This is a genomic window from Martinezella hainanensis (assembly GCF_900094555.1).
GTDB classification, from domain to species: domain Bacteria; phylum Pseudomonadota; class Alphaproteobacteria; order Rhizobiales; family Rhizobiaceae; genus Rhizobium; species Rhizobium hainanense.
Genome location: NZ_FMAC01000004.1, coordinates 456,517 through 481,067, shown reverse-complemented (window position 1 = coordinate 481,067; position 24,551 = coordinate 456,517). Strand labels below are relative to the sequence as shown.

Genomic DNA, 24,551 nt, shown 5'->3' with positions numbered 1-24,551 from the left:
TGCTTGTTTTGAGAATGGAAACGGATGTTCGAACGCTTTCAGGAATTCCTTCATAACCTGACCCAGGACCACCCCAGATCCGGCTTTGCACCCGACGACCCGCGTGTCGCGGTCGCGGCGCTCTGCATCCAGGTCATGGAGGCGGACGGCAAGATCGAGAACAGCGAGAAGAAGAGGCTGCGCAAGCTCCTGAAGGACCAATATGGTCTGGACGGACGCCAGCTCGACGCGCTGATCGCCGCCGGCGAGGAAGCCGAAAGCGAGGCCGTCGACTACTATCGCTTCACCTCGGACCTGAAGCGCCATCTCGACAGCACCCAGCGGCTCGAACTGCTCGGCATCCTCTGGGATATCGTCTATGCCGACGGCGAGCGCAGCGAGATGGAAGACCATGCGATCTGGCGCATCGCCGACCTCATGGGCATTTCCGACCGCGAACGCATCATGAAACGACAGGAAGCAGCCGCACGCGCGCCCGGTTCGAGGGTGGAGACAGGCAATGATGATTGAAGCGCCGAAGAGCGCTGGCCGCCCGATATTGATCGTGCTCCATCAGGAGCGCTCCAGCCCCGGCCGCGTCGGCCAGATGCTGCTCGAAAAGGGCTTCGATCTCGATATTCGCCGTCCGGTGCTCGGCGACCGCCTGCCCTCGACGCTCGAGGCCCATGCAGGTGCCGTCGTCTTCGGCGGCCCGATGAGCGCCAACGACCCGGATGATTTCATCAAGGCCGAGACGGACTGGCTGAAAGTGCCGCTGAAGGAAAACCGGCCCTATCTCGGCATCTGCCTTGGCGCGCAGCTGCTCGCCCGCCATCTCGGCGCCAAGGTGAAGGCGCGCGACGACGGCAAGACCGAGATCGGCTGGTATGCGCTACAGCCGACAGAGAAAGGCCGGCTGCTGATGCGCTGGCCGCAGATGGTCTATCATTTCCATCGCGAAGGCTTCGAGCTACCGCACGGCGCCGACCTGCTGGCAACGGCCGACACCTATCCCAACCAGGCCTATCGCTACGGCGCCAATGCCTGGGGTCTGCAGTTTCATGCGGAGCTCACGCGCGCAATGATGCAGCGCTGGGTCGTTCATGGCGAACATCGCTTCTGCATGCCGAACGCCCAGCAGGGCCGCGAGCATCTGGAAGGCCGCATGATCTTCGACGCCGCACTCAAAGCCTGGCTGTCGGAATTCCTCGATCTCGTCTTCGAGGGCAAGCAGGCAATGGCGGCCTAAAGCCCCTCGCCCGCCGAAAGCGCGCGGCTGAATTCATCGATCGCACCACGGATTGCAGCCGCATATTGCGTCAGCTTTTTCGCATCACTCGTGAGAACATCCCTGACACCTCTCGGGATCTCGAGTTGGACGCCGGCCTGCCGCTTGCCGCGATTGCAGATATTGCCGGCGGAAGCTCCGGCAAGCGACTCTCCCTTCTTCCTCGCAACAGCAGCAAATCCATCACGACGAAGCGCGTCTACGATCAGATCACGCAGCGATAGATCGAGCCCGCCGATCCAGCTTGACTCCGGATCGCCCCGATCCGTTCGCCCATGAACGGCAACCACGATCGAGGAATTGGCCACCAGGCTTAGGGCCGCCGGTTCGTCGAAGTTTTCCGAGGTGACGTGCAGTTCGTGATGGAGCCTCGCCGCATCGAGCCCTTCGAAACAATGAAGGGAGTATCTCTCATCTGCGATCGCCAAAGCAATCTCGAACGTGGCAGGCTCGATGAAGCCGCCATGGGGAGCAATAACGGCAACATGCGATGATCGATCCTCGACATGGATGCGGTAGTCGACGCCCTCGGTCTCCTGCTCACGAAGCGCCGAAAACGAACTGTATCGATCCGGCGACCTCGTCACTGCGCACTCCTCAAGCTGTCTGCGGCTCGCCGTCACGGTCCGGCGCGTTGAGGCTGTCGATTCTGCGAAGCTGCGGGAAACCCGTCGCCCAGAGAATGGCGACCGTCAGCGTGCCGAGCCCGCCGATGACGACGGCGGGGATCGCGCCGAAATAATGCGCCATGGTGCCGGCGCGGAACTCGCCAAGCTCGTTCGAAGCGCCGACGAAGACCATGTTGACGGCATTGACGCGGCCACGGACGTGATCCGGCGTCCAGAGCGTGATCAGGGTTTCGCGGACATAGACCGAGATCAGGTCGGAGGCGCCCATGATGGCGAGAGCCGCGATCGACAGCCACGGCGTATGCGAGATGCCGAAAACCAGGGTTCCCACGCCGAACATGGCAACGCCGGCGAACATGCAGATGCCGGCACGATTGCGGATGGGATAGGTCGCCAGAAACAGGCCCATGGCGATCGCGCCGAAGCTTGGCGCTGCTCGCAGCATGCCGAGGCCCCAGGGGCCGAGCACCAGTATATCGCGCGCATAGATGGGCATCAGCGCAACGGCGCCGCCGAGCAGTACGGCGAAGAGATCGAGCGAGACCGCGCCGAGCACCACCTTTTCCGACCAGATGAAACGGAAGCCGGCAAGCATCTCGTTGAGGCTCCGCCGCTCATGCGCAACCCGCTGCTGCGGCTTCGGGATCAGGAAGGTCAGCACAGAGCCGGCCGCGAAGAAAAGGACTGCTACGGTATAGGCGACGTTGGCACCGACGCCATAAAGCAGGCCGCCGGCCACGGGGCCGAGGATGGCGGCAGCATCCCATGACATCGAGTTCCAGGTAATGGCATTCGTCAAATCTTCTGGCGGGATCAGATTGGGCGCCAGCGATTGCATGGCCGGCGTCATGAAGGCGCGCTCGATGCCGAAAACCGTCAGGATCATAAACACCGGCAGCGGCGCGAAGGTGCCCGATACGGTCAGGAACAGCAGCGCAGCGGCGCAGAGGGTGCCGACGAAAATGCAGATCGCGGAAATCAGCCGCCTGTTGTAGCGGTCCGCAGCCGTACCCGTCACCAGGATCAGCAGCAGCGACGGCAGGAACTGCACGAGGCCGATCAGACCGAGATAGATCGGCTGACCCGTGTGCTCATACATCTGCCAGCCGACGGAAACGCTGACGACCTGCGTGGCAAAGGCCGTCAAGAACCGCGCGAAGAAGAAATAAGTATAGGCAACGTGCCTGAAGGCGGCAAACCGGTCTCCGCTGGCAGCGAACGACATGGGGCGAGACTTTCCGACGCGGCCGCTGGCGCAAATGCCGGCCTTTTAAACATGATTCAACATGCTTCGGAGCATGGGACTTGCCCGTTTAGTCGCCAATGTCTACATGTCTGTCAACCGCGAATTGGAGACGGACATGCTCGCCTTATTTCAAACCATTGATCTGGCTTTGAATCTTTATACCTGGATCTTGATCGCCAGCGCCATCTTTTCCTGGCTCCATGCGTTCAACGTCATCAATTCGAGCAATCAGTTCGTCAATTCCGTCGGCAACTTCCTGTATGCGGTCACCGAGCCGGCCCTGCGCCCGATCCGCCGCATCCTGCCGGATCTCGGCGGCATCGACATCTCGCCGGTCATCCTGCTCTTGATCATCTTCTTCATCCGCTCGCTGATGTGGAATTCGATCGTCCCCATGTTCCTGCGGTGAGCAAAGCCTGGCAGGCCTTTCCGGATCACCTGCGGCTTTCCGTGCGGCTCACGCCCAATGGTGGGCGTGACGCGATCGATGGGCTGGAAGCCGGCAGCGACGGTGAATGCCATCTGAAGGCGCGGGTTTCCGTCGCGCCGGAAAAGGGCAAGGCCAACAAGGCGCTGATCGCCCTGCTTTCAAAGAGCCTCGGCATCCCCAAATCCACGCTTACCCTTATCAGCGGCGACACGGCGCGCAAAAAAATCCTCCGGATCGAGGGCGAACCGGAGGATTTGATAAGAAGGCTTTGCGCCGTAACCGAAGGCGGCTGATCAGGCCTTGGTGTTCTTGGCGCGTTCGATCGCTTCGACGATGAGCTCGCCGGCTTCCTTCGAACCCTTCCAGCCGAAGATCTTCACCCACTTGCCGGGTTCCAGATCCTTGTAGTGCTCAAAGAAATGCTCGATCTGCTTCAGCGTGATCTCGGGCAGGTCGGTATATTCCTTGACCTTGTCATAGCGCATCGTCAGCTTCGGCGCGGGAACGGCGATGATCTTCTCGTCCTTGCCGGAATTGTCTTCCATCATCAGCACGCCGATCGGGCGAACGTTGATGACGCAGCCGGGAACCAGCGGGCGGGTGTTGGCGATCAGCACGTCGATCGGGTCGCCGTCGTCGGAGAGCGTGTGCGGAACGAAGCCGTAATTGCCCGGATAGGTCATCGGCGTGTAGAGGAAACGGTCGACGACCAGCGTGCCGGCCTCCTTGTCCATTTCATACTTGATCGGATGACCGCCGACCGGCACTTCAACGATGACGTTGACGTCTTCGGGCGGGTTCTTGCCAATGGAAATCGCGTCGATACGCATGCTTGTCCCCTAAATAAGGATGGTTGCCGCCAGCCCAATAATAGGATTCATCCCGCAACGCAACAACGCATCGGGAAACAGGCGGATTTACTGCATAATTCCTTAGATCGGAATCGATTTAAGGACAAAATTGTGCAGCAGATTTAAAGCGCTGTAGCGACCTTTTGCGCGTCATATGTGATGCGCGGCGCGGCAGGTGCAGCTCAGGGCCAGACGAAGCCGATCTTGCGCAGCTGCCGGTGATCGAAGGTTTCGATGCCCTCGCAGAAATCCGCGCCGCCCTGCCCGCGATAGAAACGGTAGGCATTTTCGTTTTCCTCGAGGCACCAGACCACCAGCCCCTTGCAGCCGAGGGACTTCAAGAGCCTGCGTGCCTCGCCGAACAGCATGCGCCCGAGGCCGAGGCCCTGATATTGCGGGCGCAGATAGAGTTCGTAGATCTCGCCTTCCTGCGGCAGCGCGCGGGCGCGATTGAGGCCGAGCGTGGCATAGCCTGCGATCTCGCCGGCGACATCCAGAACCAGCAGCGTCGCCGGCCCGCTGGTCGCCTTGCGCCACCAGGCTTCGCCGCGGCGCTCGATCATCTGGCCGAGCGCGCGATGCGGAATGATGCCGGCATAAGTGTACTGCCAGGACTGGCGGTGCACCTCCGAAATGGCTCGGGCATCATGGGGTTCTGCCCGCCGAACATCAATCGACAACGTCTTCATAACGTCTACTCTGGTCTTACCAACGCGAATTAACCATCCTCATTCATAAAGATGGCGAGCTTGCCCACAGGCTTTATCCGTGGATCATTAACAAAAATTAACGACTTTTTAACCTTTAGGACAAGGGCTCAAAAACCGAACATACAAATAAAAACCCCGGCGCGATGGCCGGGGTCGAATGGTTCGATCAGAGATAGCAATCAGGCCAGACGGGCCTTCTCGTAACGCTTGCGCTCGTTCGGATCGAGATACATCTTGCGCAGGCGGATCGACTTCGGGGTCACTTCCACCAGCTCGTCGTCCTGGATCCAGGAGAGCGCGCGGTCGAGCGTCATGCGGATCGGCGGGGTCAGCTTCACGGCTTCATCCTTGCCGGCGGCGCGGATGTTGGTGAGCTTCTTGCCCTTCAGCACGTTAACCTCGAGGTCGTTGTCGCGCGAGTGGATGCCGATGATCATGCCTGCATAGACCTTCTCGCCGGCGTCGATGATCATCGGGCCGCGGTCTTCCAGGTTGAACAGGGCGTAGGCAACGGCTTCGCCGGCTTCGTTGGCGAGCAGAACGCCGTTCACGCGGCCGCCGATTTCACCCTTGTAGGGCTGATAGTCGTGGAACAGACGGTTCATCACGGCGGTGCCGCGCGTATCGGTCAGAAGTTCCGACTGGTAGCCGATGAGGCCGCGCGTCGGCGCCCAGAAGACGAGACGGACGCGGTTGCCGCCCGACGGACGCAGCTCGGCCATTTCGGCCTTACGCTCGGACATCTTCTGCACGACGATGCCGGAATGCTCTTCATCGACGTCGATGACGACTTCTTCGATCGGCTCGAGAACCTGGCCGCTCTCATCCTTGTGCATGACGACGCGCGGACGCGACACGGCAAGCTCGAAGCCTTCGCGGCGCATGGTTTCGATCAGAACCGCGAGCTGCAATTCGCCGCGGCCGGAAACGTAGAACGAGTCCTTGCCTTCGGCTTCCTCGATCTTCAGCGCGACGTTGCCTTCGGCTTCCTTGAACAGACGGTCGCGGATGACGCGCGAGGTGACCTTGTCGCCTTCGGTGCCGGCATAGGGGCTGTCGTTGACGATGAAGGACATGGTGACGGTCGGCGGATCGATCGGCTGTGCGATCAGCGGCTCGGAGACCTGCGGGTCGCAGAAGGTGTCGGCAACCGTGCCCTTGGAAAGGCCGGCGATGGCGACGATGTCACCTGCCTGCGCTTCCTCGATCGGCTGACGCTCGATACCGCGGAAGGCGAGAATTTTGGAGATACGGCCGGTTTCGATGAGATTGCCATCGGCGCCGAGAACCTTGACGGCCTGGTTCGGCTTGATCGAGCCGGAATGGATGCGGCCGGTGATGATGCGGCCGAGGAAGGGGTTGGCTTCCAGGATCGTGCCGATCATGCGGAACGGGCCTTCGCCGACGGTCGGCTCCGGAACGTGCTTGACGACGAGGTCGAGGAGCGGGCCGAGACCTTCGTCCTTCGGGCCTTCCGGCGAATAGTTCATCCAGCCGTTACGGCCGGAACCGTAGAGGATCGGGAAATCGAGCTGCTCGTCGGTGGCATCGAGATTGGCGAAGAGATCGAAGACTTCGTTGATGACTTCGTCGGCGCGGGCGTCCGGACGGTCGATCTTGTTGATCGCAACGATCGGGCGCAGGCCAACCTTGAGCGCCTTGCCGACGACGAACTTGGTCTGCGGCATCGGGCCTTCGGCGGCGTCGACGAGAACGATCGCGCCATCCACCATCGACAGAATACGCTCGACTTCACCGCCGAAGTCGGCGTGGCCGGGCGTGTCGACGATGTTGATGCGGGTGTCCTTCCAGACGACCGAGGTCGCCTTGGCGAGAATGGTGATGCCGCGTTCCTTTTCCAGGTCGTTGGAATCCATGACGCGTTCGGCAACGCGCTGGTTCTCGCGGAACGAGCCGGACTGCTTCAGGAGCTCGTCGACGAGGGTGGTTTTCCCATGGTCAACGTGCGCGATGATCGCGATGTTGCGAAGTGCCATATGTCTTAATCTCTGAGGCTGGGGCGCAGTGTTTGGTAAACACGCCAATTGCATTTGGCGCGCTCATACCCTTTTTTTCGCGAATGCGAAAGGGGGGAGGCAAGAAAGCAATGGCAAGCTTGCCCTACCAGGCCTTGAATATGTCAACCTCGCCCTAGCCGATGGCGAAAGCTTCCGCTCTTAGATGCCGCCTATGTCGGATCTAAGCAATGGCCTTGACGGGGATTTCCTTGCTTCCGTCAGGCGGCATTTTCAGCAGCCATGCATCATGATTGACAAGGAAGACTTTAAGACGATCGGGATAGTCACTTGTCACCGCCTCTCGCACGCTTTGCCGTGATGCCAATTCTGCGCGCCATGCCGTGACACGCCGCAGCCCAACGAAAACGCCGGTCGGTGCGATCGTATCGAACACGTCAAAATAACGGAAGATCGGCGCGAAGACCGCATCGACCAGGCTGAACGCCTCGCCCGAGAAAAAGGGACCATCCTTCAACTCCGTCTCGACGCGAGCAAACTTATCGGCCAGCGCTTTCCGCTTGGCCTCATAGGTTTCCTCATCCTTGGCGGTCTCAAATCCCCACAGGTCCGAAAGGATGGAAGAACCGAACTCCATCCAGCCGCGATGACGGGCACGCGCCAGCGGATCGGCCGGATGGAGCCGCGGACCCGGCTGGGTTTCCTCAAGATACTCACAGATCACGGCGCTCTCGAACAGAACCGTTTCAGCCCCGTCATCCTGCCGAACGATCAGAAGCGGCACTTTGCCCAGAGGAGAAATGGTTAGAAACCAATCTGGCTTCGCCGACAGATCGACATAGCGGATCTCGAATGGCGTGCCCTTTTCGGCAAGCGTGATGGCGGCTCGCTGGACGTAGGGGCACAGGTGATGGCTGACGAGAACCAATTTCGTATCTGGCATGATCGTATCTCCGGAAGTTTTCACTCAATATATATGTAATTACATCTATATCCATACTTGCCAGTCCCGTCAATATAGATGTAATTGCATCCATGCCCGATTATACAGATGCCAAAACCCCACAGCCTTCGCCCGCCATCACCCGAGCGTGGATAGGCCTGATGCGCACTCAGCAAATCGTCCTCGCCGCAATCGAGCAAGACTTGAAGGCGGCGAACCTGCCACCGCTTGGCTGGTATGACGTGCTATGGGAATTGACGCAGGCCGCGGCCGGGAAGTTGCGACCCTATGAGATCGAGGAGCGCACGCTCCTCGCCCAACACAACCTGTCTCGCCTTCTCGACCGTATGGAAAAGGCTGGCCTTGTTTACCGCGAAGTATTTTCCGACGACGGTCGAGGCCGCTGGGTCGTCATCACCGAAGCGGGGAGCACCATGCGCGGCCGCATGTGGGCAGTCTATGCCCCGGCACTTCAACGACACTTCGGCGAGAAGCTGGACGATGCTCAGGCCGATCAGCTGGCCGGGCTGTTAGCCATGCTATCGCGCAAGCCCTGATCGAGCGGGCAAACCAATCCGCAGCAAGCACCACCAAAAAAGCGTCAGTCGCTAAAGTTGACCTCTAGCGGCTGACTTTTGCTGCGTTCGAAACACGAAAATCAGGCCGCCAGCCCCTTCTTCTTCAGCATTGCGTCCGGGCTTGGCAGCTTGCCGCGGAAGGCCTTGTAGGTCTCTTCCGGATCGATCGAGCCGCCGACGGAATAGATGTTGCCTTTGAGTTTCGCGGCCATATCCGGATTGAAGGCATCGCCGGTTTCCTCGAAGGCGGCGAAGGCATCGGCATCGAGCACTTCCGACCACATGTAGGAATAGTAGCCGGCCGAATAGCCGTCGCCGGCGAACACATGCTGGAAGTGCGGCGTCGCATGGCGCATGACGATCGACTTCGGCATACCGATCTCGGCCAGGACTTCGCCCTGCACCGCCATCGGATCTTCGACGGCACCGCGCGTATGGAAGGCCATATCGACGAGAGCCGAGGAGGTGAACTCGACCGTGTTGAAACCGGCATTGAAGGTGCGGGCCGCCAGTACCTTGTCGAGCAACGCCTGCGGGATCGGTGCGCCCGTCTCGTAGTGTACTGCATATTCCTTGAGGATGGCAGGCACGGTCAGCCAATGTTCGTAAAGCTGCGACGGCAATTCGACGAAATCGCGGGAAACGCCGGTGCCCGAAACGGAGGGATAGGTCACGTTCGAAAGCATGCCGTGCAGCGCATGGCCGAATTCGTGAAAGAGCGTACGGGCATCGTCGAGCGACAGCAGCGCCGGACGGCCTTCCGCCGGCTTGGCGAAGTTGCACACATTATAGATGATCGGCAATTCGCCGACATGGCCATTCTTCAGCGGCAGCTTGTGCTGCGACTGGAACGAGCTCATCCAGGCGCCGGAACGCTTCGAACTGCGGGCGAAGTAATCGCCGAGGAAGAGAGCGACGAGCTTGTCGGAGCGGTCGCGGATCTCGAAGACCCGCACATCGGGATGATAGGCCGGAATGCCCTTCTGCTCGACGGCCTTGATGCCGAAGAGGCGGCCGGCGACATCGAAACAGGCGGCGATGATCTTTTCGAGCTGCAGATAGGGCTTCAGCTCGGTTTCAGAGAAATTGAACTTCCGCGTCCGGATCTTCTCGGCATAGTGCCGCCAGTCCCATGGCATGACCTCATGATTGCGACCTTCCTCGGCGATCAGCCCCGCAATGTCCTTCTCTTCTTCGCCGGCGCGAGCTGCCGCCTTTGCCCACACGGTCATCAGAAGATCGTTCACGGCTTCCGGCGTCTTCGCCATGGTATTGTCGAGCTTGAGTTCGGCAAAATTGGCATAGCCGAGCAGCTTCGCCTTTTCCGCTCTCAGCGCCAGCGTCTCGCGGATGATCTCGCGATTGTCGGTCTTGCCGCCGTTGGCGCCACGCGCCACCCAGGCGCTGAAGGCCTGCTCGCGCAGATCACGGCGTTCGGAAGAGGCCAGGAAAGGTTCGATGATCGAGCGCGACAGGGTGACGGCATATTTGCCGTCTTCGCCACGTTCGCGCGCAGCCGCCGCCATCGCCTCGCGCAGATAATCCGGAAGGCCGGCAAGGTCGGCCTCTTCCGACAAGAGCAGCGCCCAGCTCTTTTCATCCGCCAGCACGTTCTGGCCGAAATGCGCGCCGAGGCCGGCGAGCTTCTCGTTGATGGCCGACAGGCGTTCCTGTTCGGCTTTTGGCAGCTTGGCGCCCGACTTGACGAAGCCCTTCCAGTGCCGCTCCAGCACGCGGGTCTCTTCCAGCGTCAGCCCGAGGGTATAGCGACCTTCCCAGAGAGCGTCGAGGCGGGCAAAGAGCGCCGCATTGGTGCCGATCTTCGAATAATGCCGCGCCATCTTTGGCGCGATCTCGCGCTCCAGCGCCTGGATCGTCTCGTTGGTATGAGCGCCAGCCTTGTTCCAGAACAGCGCCGAGATGCGCGACAGCTCGTCGCCGGCGATTTCGAGTGCCGTCACCGTATTGGCGAAGGTCGGCGCCTCGCCGTTACCGGCAATCGCGTCGATCTCGGTCTCATGCGAGGCAAGCGCCGCATCGAAGGCAGGTGCAAAATCCGTATCCTTCACCGCATCGAAACGCGGCAGCCCCTGATGTCCCGTCCATTCGGTGAGCGCGGGATTGACGGCGGTTTGGGAAGACATGCAGGGCATCCTTTCGACAGACATCTGACCGAAGCACGATATAAGGCTACCCCCGCCGAATTGGTATGGCGAGGGTCGAACAAATTGCTATGACAAGATCAGGCCTTGCGCCAGCCGAGCAGGCCGGGCGTCGCGTGCCAGAGCGCCTGTGCCGCAAAACCCATGAAAAGGACGCCGGAACAGCGCACGATCAGCCGCTCATGCGCACGATAGAAGCGGCGCACAGCGCCCGCACCGATGATGCTGACGAGAATGAGGTCGGCCGTTATGAAGCCGGCGAAGGAGACTACCAGCAACAACGGCAGGGCGCTAAAGGTCAGCGCGCCGGCCGACCCCGCAACAAGCGCGGTAAACGTCGCCAGCGCCACGGGATATCCCTTCGGATTGGTAACGCCGAAGATGAGGCCGCGACGGAACGGGCGGTCGACATTGACGAGCGCCGTGCCGTCACCCTTCGGCTTGGCCGTCACGGCGCTCCAGCCGATCCAGGCAAGATAGAGGCCGCACAGTAAACCGAGCAGATCGAAGACGAAGGTGCCGATGGTCTTAGCGCCGACGATGGCGACCAAGGCGAGCGTCGACCAGACGAGATCGCCAAGCAAATGGCCGCTGACGAAGAATGCGCCGGCCTTGCGCCCCTGTCCGGCACCTATACCAAGCAGCGCCAGAAAGGCCGGGCCAGGAATGAGCACGTAAAAAAGCGCGGCGAGAAAGGCGCCGACAACGAGCGATTGCGTCATGATGAGTGATCCCGCTGGTGATCGCGCGAGAGTAGCAATCTGCGGGACCCGGTCAAGCGGCCGGTCGTTTAAGTCCCAAGAAGCCGTTGTGTTCGTGGGATGAAATCAATAAGAACGTAGTGGGGCCCCAAAAATCAAAGAGCGTAGGTAGGGAAGCGCTTATGAACAGCAGGATTAATACGGACTCACTCGCTTTTCTTGTAAGCGATTGCGCCCGACTGATCAGAGCGGCCTTCGAGCGACGCATTCTTGTCGCCGGGCTCGGGCTGACGGCGGGTGAAGCACGGACGCTGATGCAGGTCGCCGCCATCAATGGCAGCCGCCAGCTCGACATCGCCTTCCGCATGGGGTTGGAGCCGATGACGGTCAGCGCTTTTCTGGACAAGTTGCAGGCACGCGGCCTGATCGAACGCCAGCCCGATCCGCTCGACCGCCGCGCCAAGCGGATCGTGCTTTCGGAAGCTGCCGACGCGAAGCTCAGGCAGATCGACCGGGAAGTCTGCGAAGTCGAACGCAATGCGACGCAGGGCTTCGAGGAGGGTCTTCAAGTGCAACTGCATGATGCGCTATGCGCTTTCCGCAGCAATCTTCAGAAGGCCGAAGCACCCGCGGAAGTCGAACGGGAATTGAGGCCGGTGGATTAATTCCAGGCCGCCATCCCCAAAAGAAAAAAGAAGCCCGCCTCCGGCGACCGGAAGCGGGCTTTCTGCATGTCGTGAATTACTTCGACAGGTTGCGCTTGGCGAGCGTGCGCAGGCGCAGCGCGTTGAGCTTGATGAAGCCGGCTGCGTCCTTCTGGTCGTAGGCGCCCTGGTCGTCTTCGAAAGTGACCAGCTTGTCGGAATAGAGCGACTTCGGGCTTTCGCGGCCGATGACCATGACATTGCCCTTGTAGAGCTTCAGCGTCACTTCGCCTTCGACATGTTCCTGGCTCTTGTCGATGAGCGCCTGCAGCATTTCGCGCTCAGGCGAGAACCAGAAGCCGTAATAGATGAGCTCTGCGTAGCGCGGCATCAGCTCGTCCTTGAGGTGCGCAGCACCGCGATCGAGTGTGATGGATTCGATGGCACGATGGGCTGCGAGCAGGATCGTACCGCCGGGGGTCTCGTAGACGCCGCGCGACTTCATGCCGACGAAACGGTTCTCGACGAGGTCGAGACGGCCGATGCCATTGTCGCGGCCGTAATCGTTCAGCTTCGCAAGCAGGGTTGCCGGGCTCAGGCGCTCGCCATTGATCGAAACGGCATCGCCCTTTTCGAAGCCGACCTTGATGATGGTGGCCTTGTCGGGAGCTGCTTCCGGAGAGATCGTGCGCATGTGCACATATTCAGGCGCTTCCTGGGCCGGATCTTCCAGAACCTTGCCTTCGGAAGAGGAGTGCAGCAGGTTGGCGTCAACGGAGAACGGCGCTTCGCCCTTCTTGTCCTTGGCAACCGGAATCTGGTGCTTCTCTGCGAATTCGAGCAGGTCGGTGCGGCTCTTGAAAGACCAGTCGCGCCAGGGAGCGATGATCTTGATGTCCGGGTTGAGTGCATAGGCCGACAGTTCGAAGCGAACCTGGTCGTTGCCCTTGCCCGTCGCGCCATGCGCGATGGCGTCGGCGCCGGTCTTCTTGGCAATCTCGATCAGATGCTTGGAGATCAGCGGACGGGCGATCGAGGTGCCGAGCAGATAAACGCCTTCATAGACGGCATTGGCACGGAACATCGGGAAGACGAAATCGCGCACGAATTCTTCGCGCACGTCCTCGATATAGATTTCCTTGATGCCGAGCAGTTCGGCCTTCTTGCGCGCCGGCTCCAGCTCTTCGCCCTGGCCGAGATCGGCGGTGAAGGTGACGACTTCCGCACCCAGCTCCGTCTGCAGCCACTTCAGGATAATCGAGGTGTCGAGACCGCCGGAATAGGCGAGGACGACTTTCTTCACGTCTTTATGTGATGCCATGATGAGTTCCGTTTCGAGGCGGACCAGGGGAAAGGCCCGCAAACCTGTATCGCGGAACTTTTAGCGAGATTATCGTGAGGCGCAAGGGGAAGCGCGAACGGGCGCTTCGAAGGATGAGCTCAGAGATGGCTACCAATATTCATCCGCCGATGCAGGATGAGGATGATTGTAACCGTTCGAGCATCGTCTTTATAAACGATGAAATGAGAGCCGGAGACCAACGCAAGATAACCGGGCTTAATGCCATTTATCGTACGACCGCGAGCTGTTCCGGCTATCAACGCGTCACAATGATCGCGAATGGCGAAAATATAACTTTCCGCTTGTTCGCTGCTCCACATTTCCTCGGTGTAATCGTAGATCTGATCGATATCGAGCGTCGCCTTAGGGGAAAAGATCAATCTTTTCATCAACGGTTACGCAGCATTCGCTTCTTTTCGATGAAATTTTCGAAATCAAACTCTTGCGGCTCCCCTGAGGCTTCACCCTCGGCGATCGCAGCTGCAATCGCTTCTCTTTCCGCCCGGCTGCGCAGCAATTTTAGCGCAGCGTCGATGACCTCGCTCGGCGAAGCGTAGTTGCCGTGACTGATCTGTTCGCCGATGAACGCATCCATCTGCTCGTCGATTTCTACGGACACATGCTTTGTCACGCGCGCGGCCTCCGACTGGTTTGACTTGGCTCCCGAAAGTACCATATTCGGCGGCGACCGAACAATGCCTGAGGAGGGCGCCGCTCGTGACCGATATTCAAGACATTTTCAAGAAATCCAATGTTGCCGTCATCACCGGAGGCGCATCCGGCATCGGCTTCGCCGCGGCGAAATATTTCGCTTCGCTTGGCATGAGCGTCGTCATTGCCGATCTCGGCGGCGACCGGCTGGCGCAAGCAAGCGCTGAGCTCAAGACGATTGCAGGCGAAGAGCATGTCATGGCCATCGAAACCGATGTCGCCAGTAAAGACGCGCTGGAAGCTCTGGAACGTGCCGTCCTACAGCGCTTCGGCCGCGTGCATGTGCTGATGAACAATGCCGGCATCGGCCCGGAAACCTCGATCTTCAGCGCCCAGGCGGGATGGGATGCAATCCTCGGCGTCAACCTGCTCGGTGTCATCAACGGCACACGCACCTTCGGGCCGGGCATGCTGGCCCATGGCGAACCCGGCCTGATCATCAACACCGGCTCGAAACAAGGCATCACCACGCCGCCCGGCAACCCTGCCTACAATGTCTCGAAGGCCGGCGTGAAGGTCTTTACCGAAGCGCTGCAGCATGAGCTGCGCAATACGCAAGGCGCGAAGATTTCGGCCCACCTCCTCATTCCCGGCTTCGTCTTCACCGGTCTCACCAAGGGCGAGCGCAAGGAAAAACCCGCCGGCGCCTGGACGCCGGAGCAGACGGTCGATTTCATGGTAGAAAGCCTGAAGCGCGGCGATTTCTACATTCTCTGCCCCGACAATGACGTGGCACGCCCCGTCGACGAACGCCGCATGCTCTGGGCCGCCGGCGATATCGTCGAGAACCGCCCGCCGCTCTCGCGCTGGCACGCCGACTATGCCGATCAATTCAAGGCCTTCCTCGAAAAGAAGGATTGATTTGCAATCCCCCGAAAGCCGGATAAGAAAACGCCAAGTACTATCATCCGGCTTTCGGAGCGACTTTCATGGATTTCATACCCAGCCTGCCGACCCTCCTTGCCTTTTCGGCGGCAAGCCTTCTGCTGGCGATGACGCCCGGCCCCGACATGACGCTGTCGATCAGCCGCGCGCTGGCACAGGGCAAGAAGGCAGCGCTGTTCGTCGTGCTCGGCACGACCCTCGGTGTTGTCGTCCATACCTGCCTAGTGGCCTTTGGCATTTCCGCGCTGATCACGGCCTCGCCCGTTGCCTTCACCGTGCTGAAGACCGGTGGAGCTGCCTATCTGCTGTGGCTTGCGATCCAGGCGATCCGTTTCGGCTCCAGCCTGTCGGTGAAGAAGGTCGACGCCGTGAGCGGAACGCCATTCGCCAACATTTCGAACGGCTTCTGGGTCAATCTCCTGAATCCCAAGGTCATCATCTTCTTCATGACCTTCCTGCCGCAGTTCGTGACCGCCGGCGACCCCGCAGTCACGCACAAGCTGCTCTTCCTCGGCTTCTTCTTCATCGTCATCGGCATGCCGATAAATACACTGGTCGTCCTCGCCGCGGACGGTCTGTCGTCGTGGCTGCAGAGGAACCGCGGCGTGATGCGTGGCCTCGACTACGCCTTTGCCGGCGTCTTTTCGATTTTCGCGGTGAAGATCTTCTTCACTCAGGCTCGTTGATGATCGGATAGCGGCCAGCGATCAACCAGTAAACGGTGGCGCAGGCCGCCCCTAGGAAGGCGAAGCAGACTGCGATCGTGATCAGATTAAGGGTCTGAGGCTTTTCCATAGAGCCGGAAATCAGGATAGACGCCACGGCCGAGAGAACAGCGCCATAGATTGCGTATCCAAACCAGCGGCGGACCCCACGCCATTCCATGATGGGAATAACGACGAGAGATGGCAGAATGCTGACGATCATTGCGGCCTTGGTCATCTCGAAGGTCAGCGCCAGAAGCTCCGGCACTCCGCTCCCCGGCAGAGTATAGGCAGCGACGCAGGCCAATACGAAGCCCATCAGAGCGCAAGCGGCGAGATAGCCCCACATGAGGCGTATCGGCTTGCGCAGTCCAAGGAGCATCGATCTCAATCCTCGCCGTGGTTGGCGATCATCATTGCTTCGAAAGCCAATCGCTCCGTCTTGCGCATGCGCTCGGATTCCGACTTCAGCTGGCCGCAGGCGGCGAGAATATCACGCCCGCGCGGCGTGCGGATCGGCGAGGCGTAGCCGGCCGAGTTGATGAAATCGGCGAACTTCTCGATCTGCTCCCAGTCGGAACATTGGTAGTTCGTGCCGGGCCAGGGGTTGAAGGGGATCAGGTTTATCTTGGCCGGAATGCCCTTCAGGAGCTGGATCAGGCCCTTGGCGTCTTCGAGGCTGTCGTTGACGCCCTTCAGCATCACATATTCGAAAGTGATGCGCCGCGCATTCGACAGACCCGGATAGGCGCGGCAAGCGTCCATCAGTTCCTTCAGCGGATACTTCTTGTTGATCGGCACCAGCATGTCGCGCAGATCGTCTCGCACCGCATGCAGCGAAATCGCCAGCATCACGCCGATCTCATCGCCGGTGCGATAGATTTCCGACACGACACCGGAGGTCGAAAGGGTGATGCGCCGCTTCGAAAGAGAAAGGCCGTCGCCATCGGAGGCGATCAGCAGCGCTGTTTTCACACTCTCGAAATTATAGAGCGGTTCGCCCATGCCCATCATGACGATGTTGCTGACCTTGCGTCCCTCAGCCGGCATGATCGTACCCTGCGGTGCTTCACGATCCGGAAAATCGCCGAGACGATCGCGCGCCAGCAACAGCTGCGAGAGGATCTCCTCCGCCGTCAGGTTGCGCACCAGGCGCTGCGTACCGGTATGACAGAAGGAACAGGTGAGCGAACAGCCGACCTGGCTGGAAATGCAGAGCGTGCCGCGCCCTTCCTCGGGAATATAGACGCTTTCGACCTCGACGGGACGGCCGGCGCCCCGCGGCGGAAAGCGCAGCAGCCATTTGCGCGTGCCGTCATTGGAGACCTGCTCCTCGACGATTTCGGGACGCGCGATCGTGAAATGCGTCTTCAGCATTTCGCGCATGTCCTTCGACACGTTGGCCATCGCATCGAAATCGGAGACGCCGCGCACGTAGATCCAGTTCCAGAGCTGGCTGACGCGCATCTTGATCTGCTTGTCGGCAACGCCCTTTTCCCTGAGGGCTGCGCCCATCTCTTCGCGCGTCAGGCCGATCAGCGACGGCTTCGGCGAAAGCTCGACCGGCTGCGACACGGGCATCGGCTTGAGCCTGGAGGGGGTTATGACATCGGTGGCGGACATAGGATCGTTCCAACGGTTCACATCGGCGATGCCGCAAAAGCTGACGAAAGCTGCGGATGCGGGCAAGGCACGGAAATCTGAAGATTCATGCGGTGGCGGGGCAAGCTGTCTGCCGCACACCTATCGTTGGCGCGGCCTTTAGCATTAATTTCCGCTCGCGTCATCCCTTTCCCTCAAAAGCGAAGATCGGCCCTCAAAAGCAAAAGGCCGGTCGACATGACCGGCCTTGTTCATTGCGGTCGCGGCAACGGGAGGATCACATTACCGTGATCCCTCGGCCCTCGATCTTATTTGCAGTTTTCGATCTGCTTCAGCGCGGCACTGACGCCCTTCAGCGAATAGACGTAGGAGGTGGCGGTACCCTTCTTGGAAGTTGCCGAAACCTTCAGCGAATGGCCGGACTTCAGCGCGGCGACGAGTGCGGGCTCCTGCGCGGCGTTCTCGACCCAGGCGGCCTTGTCCTTGGTGAACATCACGAAGGTCTTGTTGTCGATGACGACGTTGACCTTGGAGTTGTCCTTGAGAGGATAGCCCATCATCGCCTGCGGTTCATAGGAGATGTTCTGGCCCGGGCGCTGCGACACGATGAAGAAATTGTCGCCATGGTCGATGCCCGTCGGTGGCGCCTTGGTCGTCGGCACGGAAAGAACATAACATACCTTGCCGCCGGCGGACTGGTAAGAATACGCGCCCCAGGCGTCGAACTGCTGAATGCGCGTGGGAGCCGCCGGCGCTGCGGCTGCCGCGGCCGGTGCCTGCTGCGTCTGCTTCTGCTTCTTGGTCTGCGCGGACGCGATGCCGGTTCCGGCCAGAACGAGCGAGAGGGCGATTGCGAAGCTTTTTACAAACATGGTTTCCTGCCGATTTCTTGCGGTCCAGAGCTCATGGCGATTCGATTGACGCACGCCTATGCTCGTGAGCTGCCTTATTTTGACTTTATTCAGGTTACCAAACCGTCAACGGAGCACCGCCCGCCACTGGCTCCGTGTCATTTCAACTCAGGTATCGCACGAAGTTTGAAAGGCACAAGAAGGAATTGGAAAACCCGGATGGTGGAGTACCACCCAACGGATTCGATTTAAGACAGAAAGATTCAGGCAAGAATTTGACCTCGCTAAAATCAGAGGAGCCTCATAAAGCGCTGGAAAGCCGAGAGGATTCCGATTGACCATACAAAGCGGCCATCAAGCCGTCTTCATGGCCTCAGGCTCGTTCTCGAGAGCCCGGTCGGCAGCATCGTAATGTTCCTGACGGATATGGCCCCTGATCATGCTGAAGGCGAGCGTGAGCACCGCGACATCATCTGAATAGCCGATGACGGCAAAGAAATCGGGAATGATGTCGACGGGCATGACGAAATAGCCGAGTGCGGCCAGCAATATGCCGCGAACGCGGGTCGGCGTCTGCGGGTCGAGCGCGCAATAGAAGGCGGCTACGACGTCACGCGAGAACGGGATATGGCGAGCCGCCTTCCGCAAGGTCGGCCAGAATTTTCTGCGCACCGATTTCTCCTGCTCTTTTTGGGTCTCTTCGTCACCAGGCATCAGGATTTCCCCGTACTTGATGTCATCCATTCCATTCACCTCTAACAAGGCCCGTCTCCCGGGCCGTGTAAACATATGGTGATCGTCTCAGGCGATTCAATCGATCCGGCGCGCAGCCGCCTTTTCCATCGCCTTGGCCAGTTTGACGTCATGGTCGGTCAGGCCGCCGACATCATGCGTCGTCAGCTTCACCTCGACGCGGGAATAGACGTTGAACCATTCCGGGTGATGGTTGAATTTTTCGGCGGCAAGGGCGGATTCCGCCATGAAGCCGAAGGCCTCGACGAAGTTGCGGAACTTGAAGGTCTTGGAAATCGAAAGCCCGTCGGCCGCAAGCACCCAGCCTCCGAGTTCTGCAAGATTTTCATCGATTGCCGCGCGGTCCAGCTTCTCGTATTTCATGGCAAGTCACTCCTCTCTAGCGGTGAAACGATAGCATGGATCGTCACAGGGTTCTTTTCGTCTGCGCCGGCAATATCTGCCGGTCGCCCCTCGCCGAAGGCATATTCAGGCATCTGGCGAACGAAGCCGGCCCCGCGGGCGAATTCGAGATTGATTCGGCCGGCACCGGCGGCTGGCATCAGGGAGAACGCCCGGATCGCCGTTCGATTGCGGTTGCCGCCGGCCACGGAATCGATATTTCAGCCCAGCGCGCCCGCCGCATCGAGCCGGCCGATTTCGGCAGGTTCGATCTGATCCTGGCAATGGATCAAGACAATTTGAAGAACTTGCGCAAGACGGCGCCCGCCGATGCCCTCGGCAAGCTGCATCTCTTCAATGCCCTTGCGCTTGGCAGCAACAAGGATATCCCCGATCCCTATTATGGCGACCGCGAGGATTTCGAAGCTGTCTATACCATGCTCTTGGCCGGCTGCAGCGCGTTGTTGCCCAAGGCCGGGAACGTGCTGCGGGGCTCGTGAAGCGGGAAGATCTCTTCGGTGAGATACGGGCCGCCACCGACCGATTCGCGCGAGGACAGAAGCACGAAGCGCCCCACCGTGAACGGCGCGGTATAGAAATTGCCGCGGCCGGACAGGTAGTGGACGACATCGTCGACCCGCGAGGACTTCAGCCTGGCGAGCGTCACGTGCGGCGTGAACTTGCGCGGATCAGGCTGCAGGCCGATACGCTGGCAGATGCGCTCGATCTCGCCTTGCAGAGCGAACATGTCCGGTGTCTGCGAGACCCCGGCCCAGACCGAATGCGGTTTCTTGGAGCCGAAGGAACCGATGCCCTCCAGCCGAAGCTGGAATTCAGGTCGATCTATCCGGTCCAGACGGTCGACGATCTCATCCGCCGTGCGGCCATCGACATCGCCGATGAAGCGCAAGGTAATGTGATAATTTTCAACGTCGATCCACCTGGCTCCCGGGAGACCACCGCGCAACAATGACAGGCTCATGGCCGCATTGCGCGGAATTTCGAGGGCGGTAAAAAGTCTCGGCATAACGAGCACTCCCCGAATCTCTTGCAGGTATAGGTAGGGAATCACGCATTTGCAGTCGGTGCAAGCATCTATTTCGCACCTGCGTCAATCATCCCTACAAAACTCATAACAGCCGGCAACATATGCTCGACCATCACATCGACCCCCTTGGGGTTCGGATGCATCCCGTCCGAGAGTTGCAGATCGGCATGCGTTGCCACACCGTCGAGGAAAAACGGGTAGAGCGAAAGCTGGTATTTGTCGGCCAGGCGCTTGTAGATCGGATTGAATTTCTCGGCGTAGTCGCCCCCCATGTTCGGCGGTGCCAGCATGCCGACGAGAAGGATCGGGATCTTTCTGTCCTTCAACCGCTCGATCATCGTTTCCAGGTTCTTTTCCGTCTGTTCCGGCGGAATGCCACGCAGCGCGTCGTTGGCGCCGAGTTCCAAGATCACGCCATCGGTGCCGTCTTGCACCGACCAGTCGATGCGCGAAAGCCCGCCCGACGTCGTATCGCCGGAAACGCCGGCATCGGCAACGGCGATATCGAGCCCCTTGGCCTTCAGCGCCGCCTCAAGCTTGGCGGGAAAACCATCGCCGGGCGGCAGCTGATAGCCAGCCATCAAGCTGTCGCCGAAGCCGACCAGCTGGATCGTTCGTGCATCAGCAGCATGAACCGCGCCAAACAAAAGACCGAAAGTGATGACAGCGAATTGAAGCACAGCAACTTTAAAACCCATGATCCATTCCCTAAATTCGCTGCTCGGGCCAGTCGCGCCCGCCATTGTCTCTGATGTTCTCTGATATATAGGGCGTTCGCATTGGCAAAAACCATCATTGAGCTGAAGAAGGCGGATTTGACGCTCGGCAACGCCGCCGCCTCGGTCCATGTGCTGAAGGGCATCGATCTCACCGTCATGGAGGGTGAGGCCGTCGGGATCGTCGGTCCGTCCGGCTCCGGCAAGTCCACGCTGCTGATGGTGCTGGCCGGCCTCGAAAAACTCGACAGCGGCGAACTTCTGATCCGCGACACGCCGCTGCATAGCCTGAGCGAAGATCGCATCGCCGATTTCCGCGGCCGCAACATCGGCATCGTCTTCCAGTCCTTCCACCTGATCGCCAATATGACGGCGCTCGAAAATGTCGCCGTGCCGCTGGAGCTTGCCAATGTCCGCGATGCCTTCGACATCGCCAGGCGCGAGCTGGAAGCGGTAGGACTGGGCGAAAGGCTCAATCACTATCCCGGACAGCTCTCCGGCGGCGAGCAGCAGCGTGTGGCGATCGCCCGCGCGCTGGCACCCTCGCCGGCCGTTCTGATCGCCGACGAACCCACGGGCAATCTCGACACCGATACCGGCCGGCAGATCGCCGACCTGCTCTTCGCCCAGCAGGCCGAGCGCGGCACGACCATGCTGCTCGTAACCCACGATCCCGCTCTTGCCGCCCGCTGCTCGCGCCAGATCCGCGTCCGCTCGGGCGAAATCGAGAATGACAGCGCCCGTGCCCGTACCAGCCAGGCGGCGATGGCATGAGCACGGCGGGATTGCGCCTGCCTCTCGCCTTCCGCCTTGCCCTGCGCGAGTTGCGCGGCGGCCTCGGCGGCTTCTACATCTTCCTCGCCTGTATCGCGCTCGGCACCGGCGCGATCGCCGCCGTCAACTCGGTCTCCCGCTCGATCACGGACGCGATTTCGACGCAGGGACAGTCATTGCTGTCTGGCGACGTTCGTTTCGAGCTGCGCAATCGCGAGGCGACCCCCGAGGAACTGGCCTATCTTCAGGGCCTCGGCAAGCTGTCTCGCTCCACCAATCTGCGCTCCATGTCCCGCCTGCCCGATGGCTCCGACCAAGCGCTGGTCGAGGTCAAGGCAGTCGATGATGCCTATCCGCTCTACGGCACCTTCGAGGCCGATCCGAATGAGCCGCTCTCGACCCTGCTGGCCGTCAAGGACGGCACCTATGGCGCGGTCGTTGCGCCCTTGTTGCTTGAGCGCCTGAACCTGAAGGTCGGCGGCGATCTGCTGCTGGGCAACGCCAAACTGCGCATTGCCGGCACCATCACCACGGAGCCGGATGCCGTCTCCGAAGGCTTCGGTTTTGCGCCGCGCCTGCTCACCAGCCGCGATGCCCTGACCGCCTCCGGCCTGATTACAACAGGCAGCCTCGTCGAACAGGCCTATCGAATCCGCATGGATAATCCGGCCGCCGGCCTGCGCAACATCAGCGACCGCGCCAATGCCGCTTTCCCGCAGGCAGGCTGGTCGATCCGCACCAGTGACCGCGCCGCGCCCCAGCTTGCAGACAATGTCACCCGCTTCTCGCAGTTCCTGACGCTCGTCGGCTTGGCCGCCCTGATCGTCGGCGGCGTCGGTGTCGCCAACGCCGTGCGCGCCTTTCTCGATTCCAAGCGCACGACCATCGCCACCTTCAAGTGCCTGGGCGCGCCGGCTTTCGTCGTGGTGCTGATCTATCTGATCCAGATCGCCATCATCGCGCTTGCCGGCATCGTGGTCGGCCTCGTGCTCGGCGCCATAGCACCCATGATCGCTTCCCAGTTCATGGCCGAGTTCCTGCCGATTTCGACGGCGCCTCGGCTCTATCCCGGCGCGCTGACGCTTGCCGCCCTGTTCGGCCTGCTGACGACACTCGCCTTTGCCATTCCGCCGCTCGGCCATGCCCGCGAGGTGCCGGCAACGGCGCTGTTCCGCGAGCAGGGCTTCGAGGCGCGTCGCCTGCCCGGCTGGCCCTACCTGCTCGCCGCCGGCGTGCTGATGGCAGCCCTTGCCGCCTTGGCGATCGTCACCGCCTATGACCGCTTCATTGCGATTGTCTTTGTCGTGTCGATCGCTGGAGCTTTCGTCGTGTTGCGCGCCGTTGCCGCCCTGCTCTCCTGGCTTGCCCGCCGCAGCCCACGCGTGAGCTCGCCGGCCCTGCGTCTGGCGATCGGCAACATCCACCGGCCGGGCGCGCTGACCTCATCCGTCGTGCTGTCGCTCGGCCTCGGCCTGGCGCTCCTGGTGACCTTGACGCTGATCGACGGCAACATGCGCCGCGAGTTGATGGGCCGCATGAGCGAGCAGGCGCCGAACTTCTTCTTCGTCGATATCCAGGGGCCGGAGCTGGAAGGCTTCCGCAAGATCGTCCTCGACATCGACCCTAAGGGCAAGCTCGTCGAGGCACCGATGCTGCGCGGTCGGATCGTCGCCTTCAACGGCGAGGATGTTACCAAGATGAAGGTGCCGGCTGCCGGCCAATGGGTCCTGCGCGGCGATCGCGGCATCACCTATGCCGATACAGTGCCGGAAAACGCCTCGGTCACGGAAGGCAAATGGTGGGACAAGGACTATAGTGGCGAACCGCTGGTCTCCTTCTCCGAAGAGGAAGGCAAGGCGCTCGGCTTGAAGCTCGGCGACAAGGTCACCGTCAACGTGCTCGGCCGCAACGTCACCGCCAAGATCGCCAGCTTCCGCAAGGTGCAATGGCAGTCGCTGTCGATCAATTTCGTGATGATCTTCTCGCCCAATACCTTCAAGGGCGCGCCGCACGCCTGGCTGGCGACCCTGACCGACACATCGGCCACCTCCGAGCAGGAAGCAACGATCCTCCGGAAAGTCACCAACACCTACCCGACCATCACCAGCGTCCGCGTCAAGGATGCGCTCGACGTCGTCAACACGCTGGTCGGGCAGCTCGCGACCGCCATCCGCTCCGCTGCTTCGGTGGCGTTGATCGCCTCCGTGCTGGTGCTGGCCGGGGCGCTCGCCGCCGGCAACCGCGCCCGCACGCACGATGCGGTCATCCTCAAGACGCTCGGCGCGACGCGGGCGACGCTGATCCGCGCCTTCAGCTACGAATATCTGATCCTCGGCGCCGCAACCGCCGTCTTCGCACTGATCGCCGGGGCGGCATCCGCCTGGTATATCGTCAGCCGCATCATGCACCTGCCCTCGGCCTTCCTGCCCGATGTCGCCTTCTCAACCCTGATTATCGCTCTGGTGCTGACAGTGGGTATCGGCCTGATCGGCACCTCGCGCATCCTCGGCCAGAAAGCCGCCCCGGTTCTGCGCGAACTCTGATTCGTTCCCGGGATCGGCGGAAAGCCTCCCAAACGGCGCGATATTACAGCGATTTAACATCGGCCCTGCCGCTAGACCCTTGTCTACAAGGCTTGAAAGCCTCA

The 24,551-nt window shown here is 60.6% G+C and carries 29 protein-coding genes; 11 read left to right on the top strand and 18 right to left on the bottom strand.

What is annotated here, in order from left to right:
* The first annotated feature begins 24 nt into the window (after positions 1-24).
* Positions 25-510 carry a tellurite resistance TerB family protein gene (locus GA0061100_RS15930; RefSeq protein WP_075853658.1) on the top strand — a complete coding sequence of 162 codons (486 nt, stop codon included), beginning with the start codon at positions 25-27 and terminating at the stop codon, positions 508-510.
* Positions 503-1,228, top strand: a complete 726-nt coding sequence (locus GA0061100_RS15925) for a glutamine amidotransferase (RefSeq protein ID WP_075853828.1) — start codon at positions 503-505, stop codon at positions 1,226-1,228. The genes GA0061100_RS15930 and GA0061100_RS15925 overlap by 8 nt, the downstream gene beginning before the upstream one ends.
* Here GA0061100_RS15925 and GA0061100_RS15920 read toward each other — a convergent pair.
* Both GA0061100_RS15920 and GA0061100_RS15915 read right to left on the bottom strand, forming a co-directional pair.
* Positions 1,225-1,854 carry a poly-gamma-glutamate hydrolase family protein gene (locus tag GA0061100_RS15920; protein WP_075853657.1) on the bottom strand — a complete coding sequence of 210 codons (630 nt, stop codon included), beginning with the start codon at positions 1,852-1,854 and terminating at the stop codon, positions 1,225-1,227. The genes GA0061100_RS15925 and GA0061100_RS15920 overlap by 4 nt on opposite strands.
* A gap of 10 nt (positions 1,855-1,864) precedes the next feature.
* Entirely contained in the window at positions 1,865-3,121 is a 1,257-nt protein-coding gene (locus tag GA0061100_RS15915) for an MFS transporter (protein ID WP_075853656.1), read from the bottom strand.
* A 106-nt stretch (positions 3,122-3,227) separates the two neighbouring features.
* Here GA0061100_RS15915 and GA0061100_RS15910 point away from each other — a divergent pair, with 106 nt between their 5' ends.
* Both GA0061100_RS15910 and GA0061100_RS15905 read left to right on the top strand, forming a co-directional pair.
* A complete protein-coding gene (locus GA0061100_RS15910; RefSeq protein ID WP_143525450.1) occupies positions 3,228-3,551 on the top strand; it encodes a YggT family protein in 324 nt (107 codons plus the stop codon).
* Positions 3,548-3,865 carry a DUF167 domain-containing protein gene (locus GA0061100_RS15905; protein ID WP_075853654.1) on the top strand — a complete coding sequence of 106 codons (318 nt, stop codon included), beginning with the start codon at positions 3,548-3,550 and terminating at the stop codon, positions 3,863-3,865. The genes GA0061100_RS15910 and GA0061100_RS15905 overlap by 4 nt, the downstream gene beginning before the upstream one ends.
* On the opposite strand, the gene ppa is transcribed toward GA0061100_RS15905, so the two are convergent.
* The 4 genes from ppa to GA0061100_RS15885 form a co-directional block, all read right to left on the bottom strand.
* Positions 3,866-4,402, bottom strand: coding sequence for an inorganic diphosphatase (gene ppa / locus GA0061100_RS15900; protein ID WP_069613363.1), 537 nt, complete (start codon positions 4,400-4,402; stop codon positions 3,866-3,868). It abuts the gene before it with no gap.
* Between the two features lie 203 nt (positions 4,403-4,605).
* Entirely contained in the window at positions 4,606-5,112 is a 507-nt protein-coding gene (locus GA0061100_RS15895; RefSeq protein WP_069613362.1) for a GNAT family N-acetyltransferase, read from the bottom strand.
* Positions 5,113-5,312: 200 nt separating this feature from the next.
* Positions 5,313-7,130 carry a translational GTPase TypA gene (typA, locus tag GA0061100_RS15890; protein WP_075853653.1) on the bottom strand — a complete coding sequence of 606 codons (1,818 nt, stop codon included), beginning with the start codon at positions 7,128-7,130 and terminating at the stop codon, positions 5,313-5,315.
* A gap of 202 nt (positions 7,131-7,332) precedes the next feature.
* Positions 7,333-8,052, bottom strand: coding sequence for a glutathione S-transferase family protein (locus GA0061100_RS15885; protein ID WP_075853652.1), 720 nt, complete (start codon positions 8,050-8,052; stop codon positions 7,333-7,335).
* Between the two features lie 92 nt (positions 8,053-8,144).
* Between GA0061100_RS15885 and GA0061100_RS15880 the strand changes: the two genes are divergently transcribed.
* Positions 8,145-8,609: a MarR family winged helix-turn-helix transcriptional regulator gene (locus GA0061100_RS15880; protein ID WP_075853651.1), complete on the top strand. Its 465-nt coding sequence runs from the start codon at positions 8,145-8,147 to the stop codon at positions 8,607-8,609.
* A 101-nt stretch (positions 8,610-8,710) separates the two neighbouring features.
* Here the strand turns inward: GA0061100_RS15880 and GA0061100_RS15875 are convergent, their stop codons facing one another.
* On the bottom strand, positions 8,711-10,774 hold the full coding sequence (locus tag GA0061100_RS15875; RefSeq protein ID WP_075853650.1) for a M3 family metallopeptidase: 2,064 nt from the start codon (positions 10,772-10,774) through the stop codon (positions 8,711-8,713).
* Between the two features lie 98 nt (positions 10,775-10,872).
* On the bottom strand, positions 10,873-11,514 hold the full coding sequence (locus GA0061100_RS15870; protein WP_075853649.1) for a LysE family translocator: 642 nt from the start codon (positions 11,512-11,514) through the stop codon (positions 10,873-10,875).
* A 161-nt stretch (positions 11,515-11,675) separates the two neighbouring features.
* Between GA0061100_RS15870 and GA0061100_RS15865 the strand changes: the two genes are divergently transcribed.
* Entirely contained in the window at positions 11,676-12,158 is a 483-nt protein-coding gene (locus tag GA0061100_RS15865; protein WP_075853648.1) for a MarR family winged helix-turn-helix transcriptional regulator, read from the top strand.
* A 76-nt stretch (positions 12,159-12,234) separates the two neighbouring features.
* Here the strand turns inward: GA0061100_RS15865 and GA0061100_RS15860 are convergent, their stop codons facing one another.
* From GA0061100_RS15860 to GA0061100_RS15850, 3 genes are all read right to left on the bottom strand, one after another.
* Positions 12,235-13,458 (bottom strand): argininosuccinate synthase, encoded by a 1,224-nt coding sequence (locus tag GA0061100_RS15860; protein ID WP_075853827.1) that lies wholly within the window; start codon positions 13,456-13,458, stop codon positions 12,235-12,237.
* A gap of 119 nt (positions 13,459-13,577) precedes the next feature.
* On the bottom strand, positions 13,578-13,868 hold the full coding sequence (locus tag GA0061100_RS15855; protein ID WP_075853647.1) for a type II toxin-antitoxin system RelE/ParE family toxin: 291 nt from the start codon (positions 13,866-13,868) through the stop codon (positions 13,578-13,580).
* Positions 13,868-14,155: a type II toxin-antitoxin system ParD family antitoxin gene (locus GA0061100_RS15850; protein WP_280173829.1), complete on the bottom strand. Its 288-nt coding sequence runs from the start codon at positions 14,153-14,155 to the stop codon at positions 13,868-13,870. Before GA0061100_RS15850 ends, GA0061100_RS15855 begins: the two co-directional genes overlap by 1 nt.
* A 41-nt stretch (positions 14,156-14,196) precedes the next feature.
* On the opposite strand from GA0061100_RS15850, the gene GA0061100_RS15845 reads away from it, so the two are divergent.
* Both GA0061100_RS15845 and GA0061100_RS15840 read left to right on the top strand, forming a co-directional pair.
* Positions 14,197-15,051, top strand: coding sequence for an SDR family NAD(P)-dependent oxidoreductase (locus tag GA0061100_RS15845; RefSeq protein ID WP_075853646.1), 855 nt, complete (start codon positions 14,197-14,199; stop codon positions 15,049-15,051).
* Positions 15,052-15,119: 68 nt separating this feature from the next.
* The gene (locus tag GA0061100_RS15840) at positions 15,120-15,761 is read left to right on the top strand and encodes a LysE family translocator (RefSeq protein ID WP_075853645.1); all 642 of its coding nucleotides are present in this window, start codon (positions 15,120-15,122) and stop codon (positions 15,759-15,761) included.
* Here the strand turns inward: GA0061100_RS15840 and GA0061100_RS15835 are convergent.
* The 5 genes from GA0061100_RS15835 to GA0061100_RS15815 all read right to left on the bottom strand — a co-directional run bounded on the left by GA0061100_RS15835 (position 15,745) and on the right by GA0061100_RS15815 (position 19,348).
* Complete coding sequence (locus GA0061100_RS15835) at positions 15,745-16,161, bottom strand: hypothetical protein (RefSeq protein ID WP_075853644.1); 417 nt, start codon at positions 16,159-16,161, stop codon at positions 15,745-15,747. The genes GA0061100_RS15840 and GA0061100_RS15835 overlap by 17 nt on opposite strands.
* Positions 16,162-16,166: 5 nt before the next feature.
* A complete protein-coding gene (gene rlmN, locus GA0061100_RS15830; protein WP_075853643.1) occupies positions 16,167-17,402 on the bottom strand; it encodes a dual-specificity RNA methyltransferase RlmN in 1,236 nt (411 codons plus the stop codon).
* A gap of 287 nt (positions 17,403-17,689) precedes the next feature.
* The gene (locus GA0061100_RS15825) at positions 17,690-18,253 is read right to left on the bottom strand and encodes an invasion associated locus B family protein (protein WP_075853642.1); all 564 of its coding nucleotides are present in this window, start codon (positions 18,251-18,253) and stop codon (positions 17,690-17,692) included.
* A gap of 333 nt (positions 18,254-18,586) precedes the next feature.
* Entirely contained in the window at positions 18,587-18,976 is a 390-nt protein-coding gene (locus tag GA0061100_RS15820) for a YkvA family protein (RefSeq protein ID WP_075853641.1), read from the bottom strand.
* Positions 18,977-19,042: 66 nt separating this feature from the next.
* Positions 19,043-19,348: a 4a-hydroxytetrahydrobiopterin dehydratase gene (locus GA0061100_RS15815; RefSeq protein WP_075853640.1), complete on the bottom strand. Its 306-nt coding sequence runs from the start codon at positions 19,346-19,348 to the stop codon at positions 19,043-19,045.
* A gap of 35 nt (positions 19,349-19,383) precedes the next feature.
* Here GA0061100_RS15815 and GA0061100_RS15810 point away from each other — a divergent pair, with 35 nt between their 5' ends.
* Positions 19,384-19,866 (top strand): low molecular weight protein-tyrosine-phosphatase, encoded by a 483-nt coding sequence (locus GA0061100_RS15810; protein ID WP_075853639.1) that lies wholly within the window; start codon positions 19,384-19,386, stop codon positions 19,864-19,866.
* Here GA0061100_RS15810 and thpR read toward each other — a convergent pair.
* Positions 19,797-20,393, bottom strand: a complete 597-nt coding sequence (gene thpR / locus GA0061100_RS15805; protein ID WP_075853638.1) for an RNA 2',3'-cyclic phosphodiesterase — start codon at positions 20,391-20,393, stop codon at positions 19,797-19,799. The genes GA0061100_RS15810 and thpR overlap by 70 nt on opposite strands.
* A 68-nt stretch (positions 20,394-20,461) precedes the next feature.
* Positions 20,462-21,112: an arylesterase gene (locus tag GA0061100_RS15800; RefSeq protein ID WP_075853637.1), complete on the bottom strand. Its 651-nt coding sequence runs from the start codon at positions 21,110-21,112 to the stop codon at positions 20,462-20,464.
* A gap of 81 nt (positions 21,113-21,193) precedes the next feature.
* On the opposite strand from GA0061100_RS15800, the gene GA0061100_RS15795 reads away from it, so the two are divergent.
* The gene (locus GA0061100_RS15795; protein WP_075853636.1) at positions 21,194-21,904 is read left to right on the top strand and encodes an ABC transporter ATP-binding protein; all 711 of its coding nucleotides are present in this window, start codon (positions 21,194-21,196) and stop codon (positions 21,902-21,904) included.
* Positions 21,901-24,447: an ABC transporter permease gene (locus GA0061100_RS15790; RefSeq protein ID WP_075853635.1), complete on the top strand. Its 2,547-nt coding sequence runs from the start codon at positions 21,901-21,903 to the stop codon at positions 24,445-24,447. Before GA0061100_RS15795 ends, GA0061100_RS15790 begins: the two co-directional genes overlap by 4 nt.
* Positions 24,448-24,551: the final 104 nt, after the last annotated feature.

Excerpts from the sequence above, each read along its gene's own strand:
- GA0061100_RS15855 (WP_075853647.1), bottom strand. The coding sequence starts at position 13,868 with ATGAAAAGATTGATCTTTTCCCCTAAGGCGACGCTCGATATCGATCAG.
- GA0061100_RS15860 (WP_075853827.1), bottom strand. The coding sequence starts at position 13,458 with ATGGCATCACATAAAGACGTGAAGAAAGTCGTCCTCGCCTATTCCGGC.
- GA0061100_RS15815 (WP_075853640.1), bottom strand. The coding sequence starts at position 19,348 with ATGAAATACGAGAAGCTGGACCGCGCGGCAATCGATGAAAATCTTGCA.
- GA0061100_RS15895 (WP_069613362.1), bottom strand. The coding sequence starts at position 5,112 with ATGAAGACGTTGTCGATTGATGTTCGGCGGGCAGAACCCCATGATGCC.
- GA0061100_RS15790 (WP_075853635.1), top strand. The coding sequence starts at position 21,901 with ATGAGCACGGCGGGATTGCGCCTGCCTCTCGCCTTCCGCCTTGCCCTG.
- GA0061100_RS15810 (WP_075853639.1), top strand. The coding sequence starts at position 19,384 with ATGGATCGTCACAGGGTTCTTTTCGTCTGCGCCGGCAATATCTGCCGG.
- GA0061100_RS15865 (WP_075853648.1), top strand. The coding sequence starts at position 11,676 with ATGAACAGCAGGATTAATACGGACTCACTCGCTTTTCTTGTAAGCGAT.
- GA0061100_RS15840 (WP_075853645.1), top strand. The coding sequence starts at position 15,120 with ATGGATTTCATACCCAGCCTGCCGACCCTCCTTGCCTTTTCGGCGGCA.
- GA0061100_RS15835 (WP_075853644.1), bottom strand. The coding sequence starts at position 16,161 with ATGCTCCTTGGACTGCGCAAGCCGATACGCCTCATGTGGGGCTATCTC.
- ppa (WP_069613363.1), bottom strand. The coding sequence starts at position 4,402 with ATGCGTATCGACGCGATTTCCATTGGCAAGAACCCGCCCGAAGACGTC.
- GA0061100_RS15925 (WP_075853828.1), top strand. The coding sequence starts at position 503 with ATGATTGAAGCGCCGAAGAGCGCTGGCCGCCCGATATTGATCGTGCTC.
- GA0061100_RS15880 (WP_075853651.1), top strand. The coding sequence starts at position 8,145 with ATGCCCGATTATACAGATGCCAAAACCCCACAGCCTTCGCCCGCCATC.
- rlmN (WP_075853643.1), bottom strand. The coding sequence starts at position 17,402 with ATGTCCGCCACCGATGTCATAACCCCCTCCAGGCTCAAGCCGATGCCC.
- GA0061100_RS15800 (WP_075853637.1), bottom strand. The coding sequence starts at position 21,112 with ATGGGTTTTAAAGTTGCTGTGCTTCAATTCGCTGTCATCACTTTCGGT.
- GA0061100_RS15875 (WP_075853650.1), bottom strand. The coding sequence starts at position 10,774 with ATGTCTTCCCAAACCGCCGTCAATCCCGCGCTCACCGAATGGACGGGA.
- GA0061100_RS15930 (WP_075853658.1), top strand. The coding sequence starts at position 25 with ATGTTCGAACGCTTTCAGGAATTCCTTCATAACCTGACCCAGGACCAC.
- GA0061100_RS15850 (WP_280173829.1), bottom strand. The coding sequence starts at position 14,155 with ATGGTACTTTCGGGAGCCAAGTCAAACCAGTCGGAGGCCGCGCGCGTG.
- GA0061100_RS15885 (WP_075853652.1), bottom strand. The coding sequence starts at position 8,052 with ATGCCAGATACGAAATTGGTTCTCGTCAGCCATCACCTGTGCCCCTAC.
- GA0061100_RS15910 (WP_143525450.1), top strand. The coding sequence starts at position 3,228 with ATGTCTGTCAACCGCGAATTGGAGACGGACATGCTCGCCTTATTTCAA.
- GA0061100_RS15915 (WP_075853656.1), bottom strand. The coding sequence starts at position 3,121 with ATGTCGTTCGCTGCCAGCGGAGACCGGTTTGCCGCCTTCAGGCACGTT.
- GA0061100_RS15825 (WP_075853642.1), bottom strand. The coding sequence starts at position 18,253 with ATGTTTGTAAAAAGCTTCGCAATCGCCCTCTCGCTCGTTCTGGCCGGA.
- thpR (WP_075853638.1), bottom strand. The coding sequence starts at position 20,393 with ATGCCGAGACTTTTTACCGCCCTCGAAATTCCGCGCAATGCGGCCATG.
- typA (WP_075853653.1), bottom strand. The coding sequence starts at position 7,130 with ATGGCACTTCGCAACATCGCGATCATCGCGCACGTTGACCATGGGAAA.
- GA0061100_RS15870 (WP_075853649.1), bottom strand. The coding sequence starts at position 11,514 with ATGACGCAATCGCTCGTTGTCGGCGCCTTTCTCGCCGCGCTTTTTTAC.
- GA0061100_RS15820 (WP_075853641.1), bottom strand. The coding sequence starts at position 18,976 with ATGGATGACATCAAGTACGGGGAAATCCTGATGCCTGGTGACGAAGAG.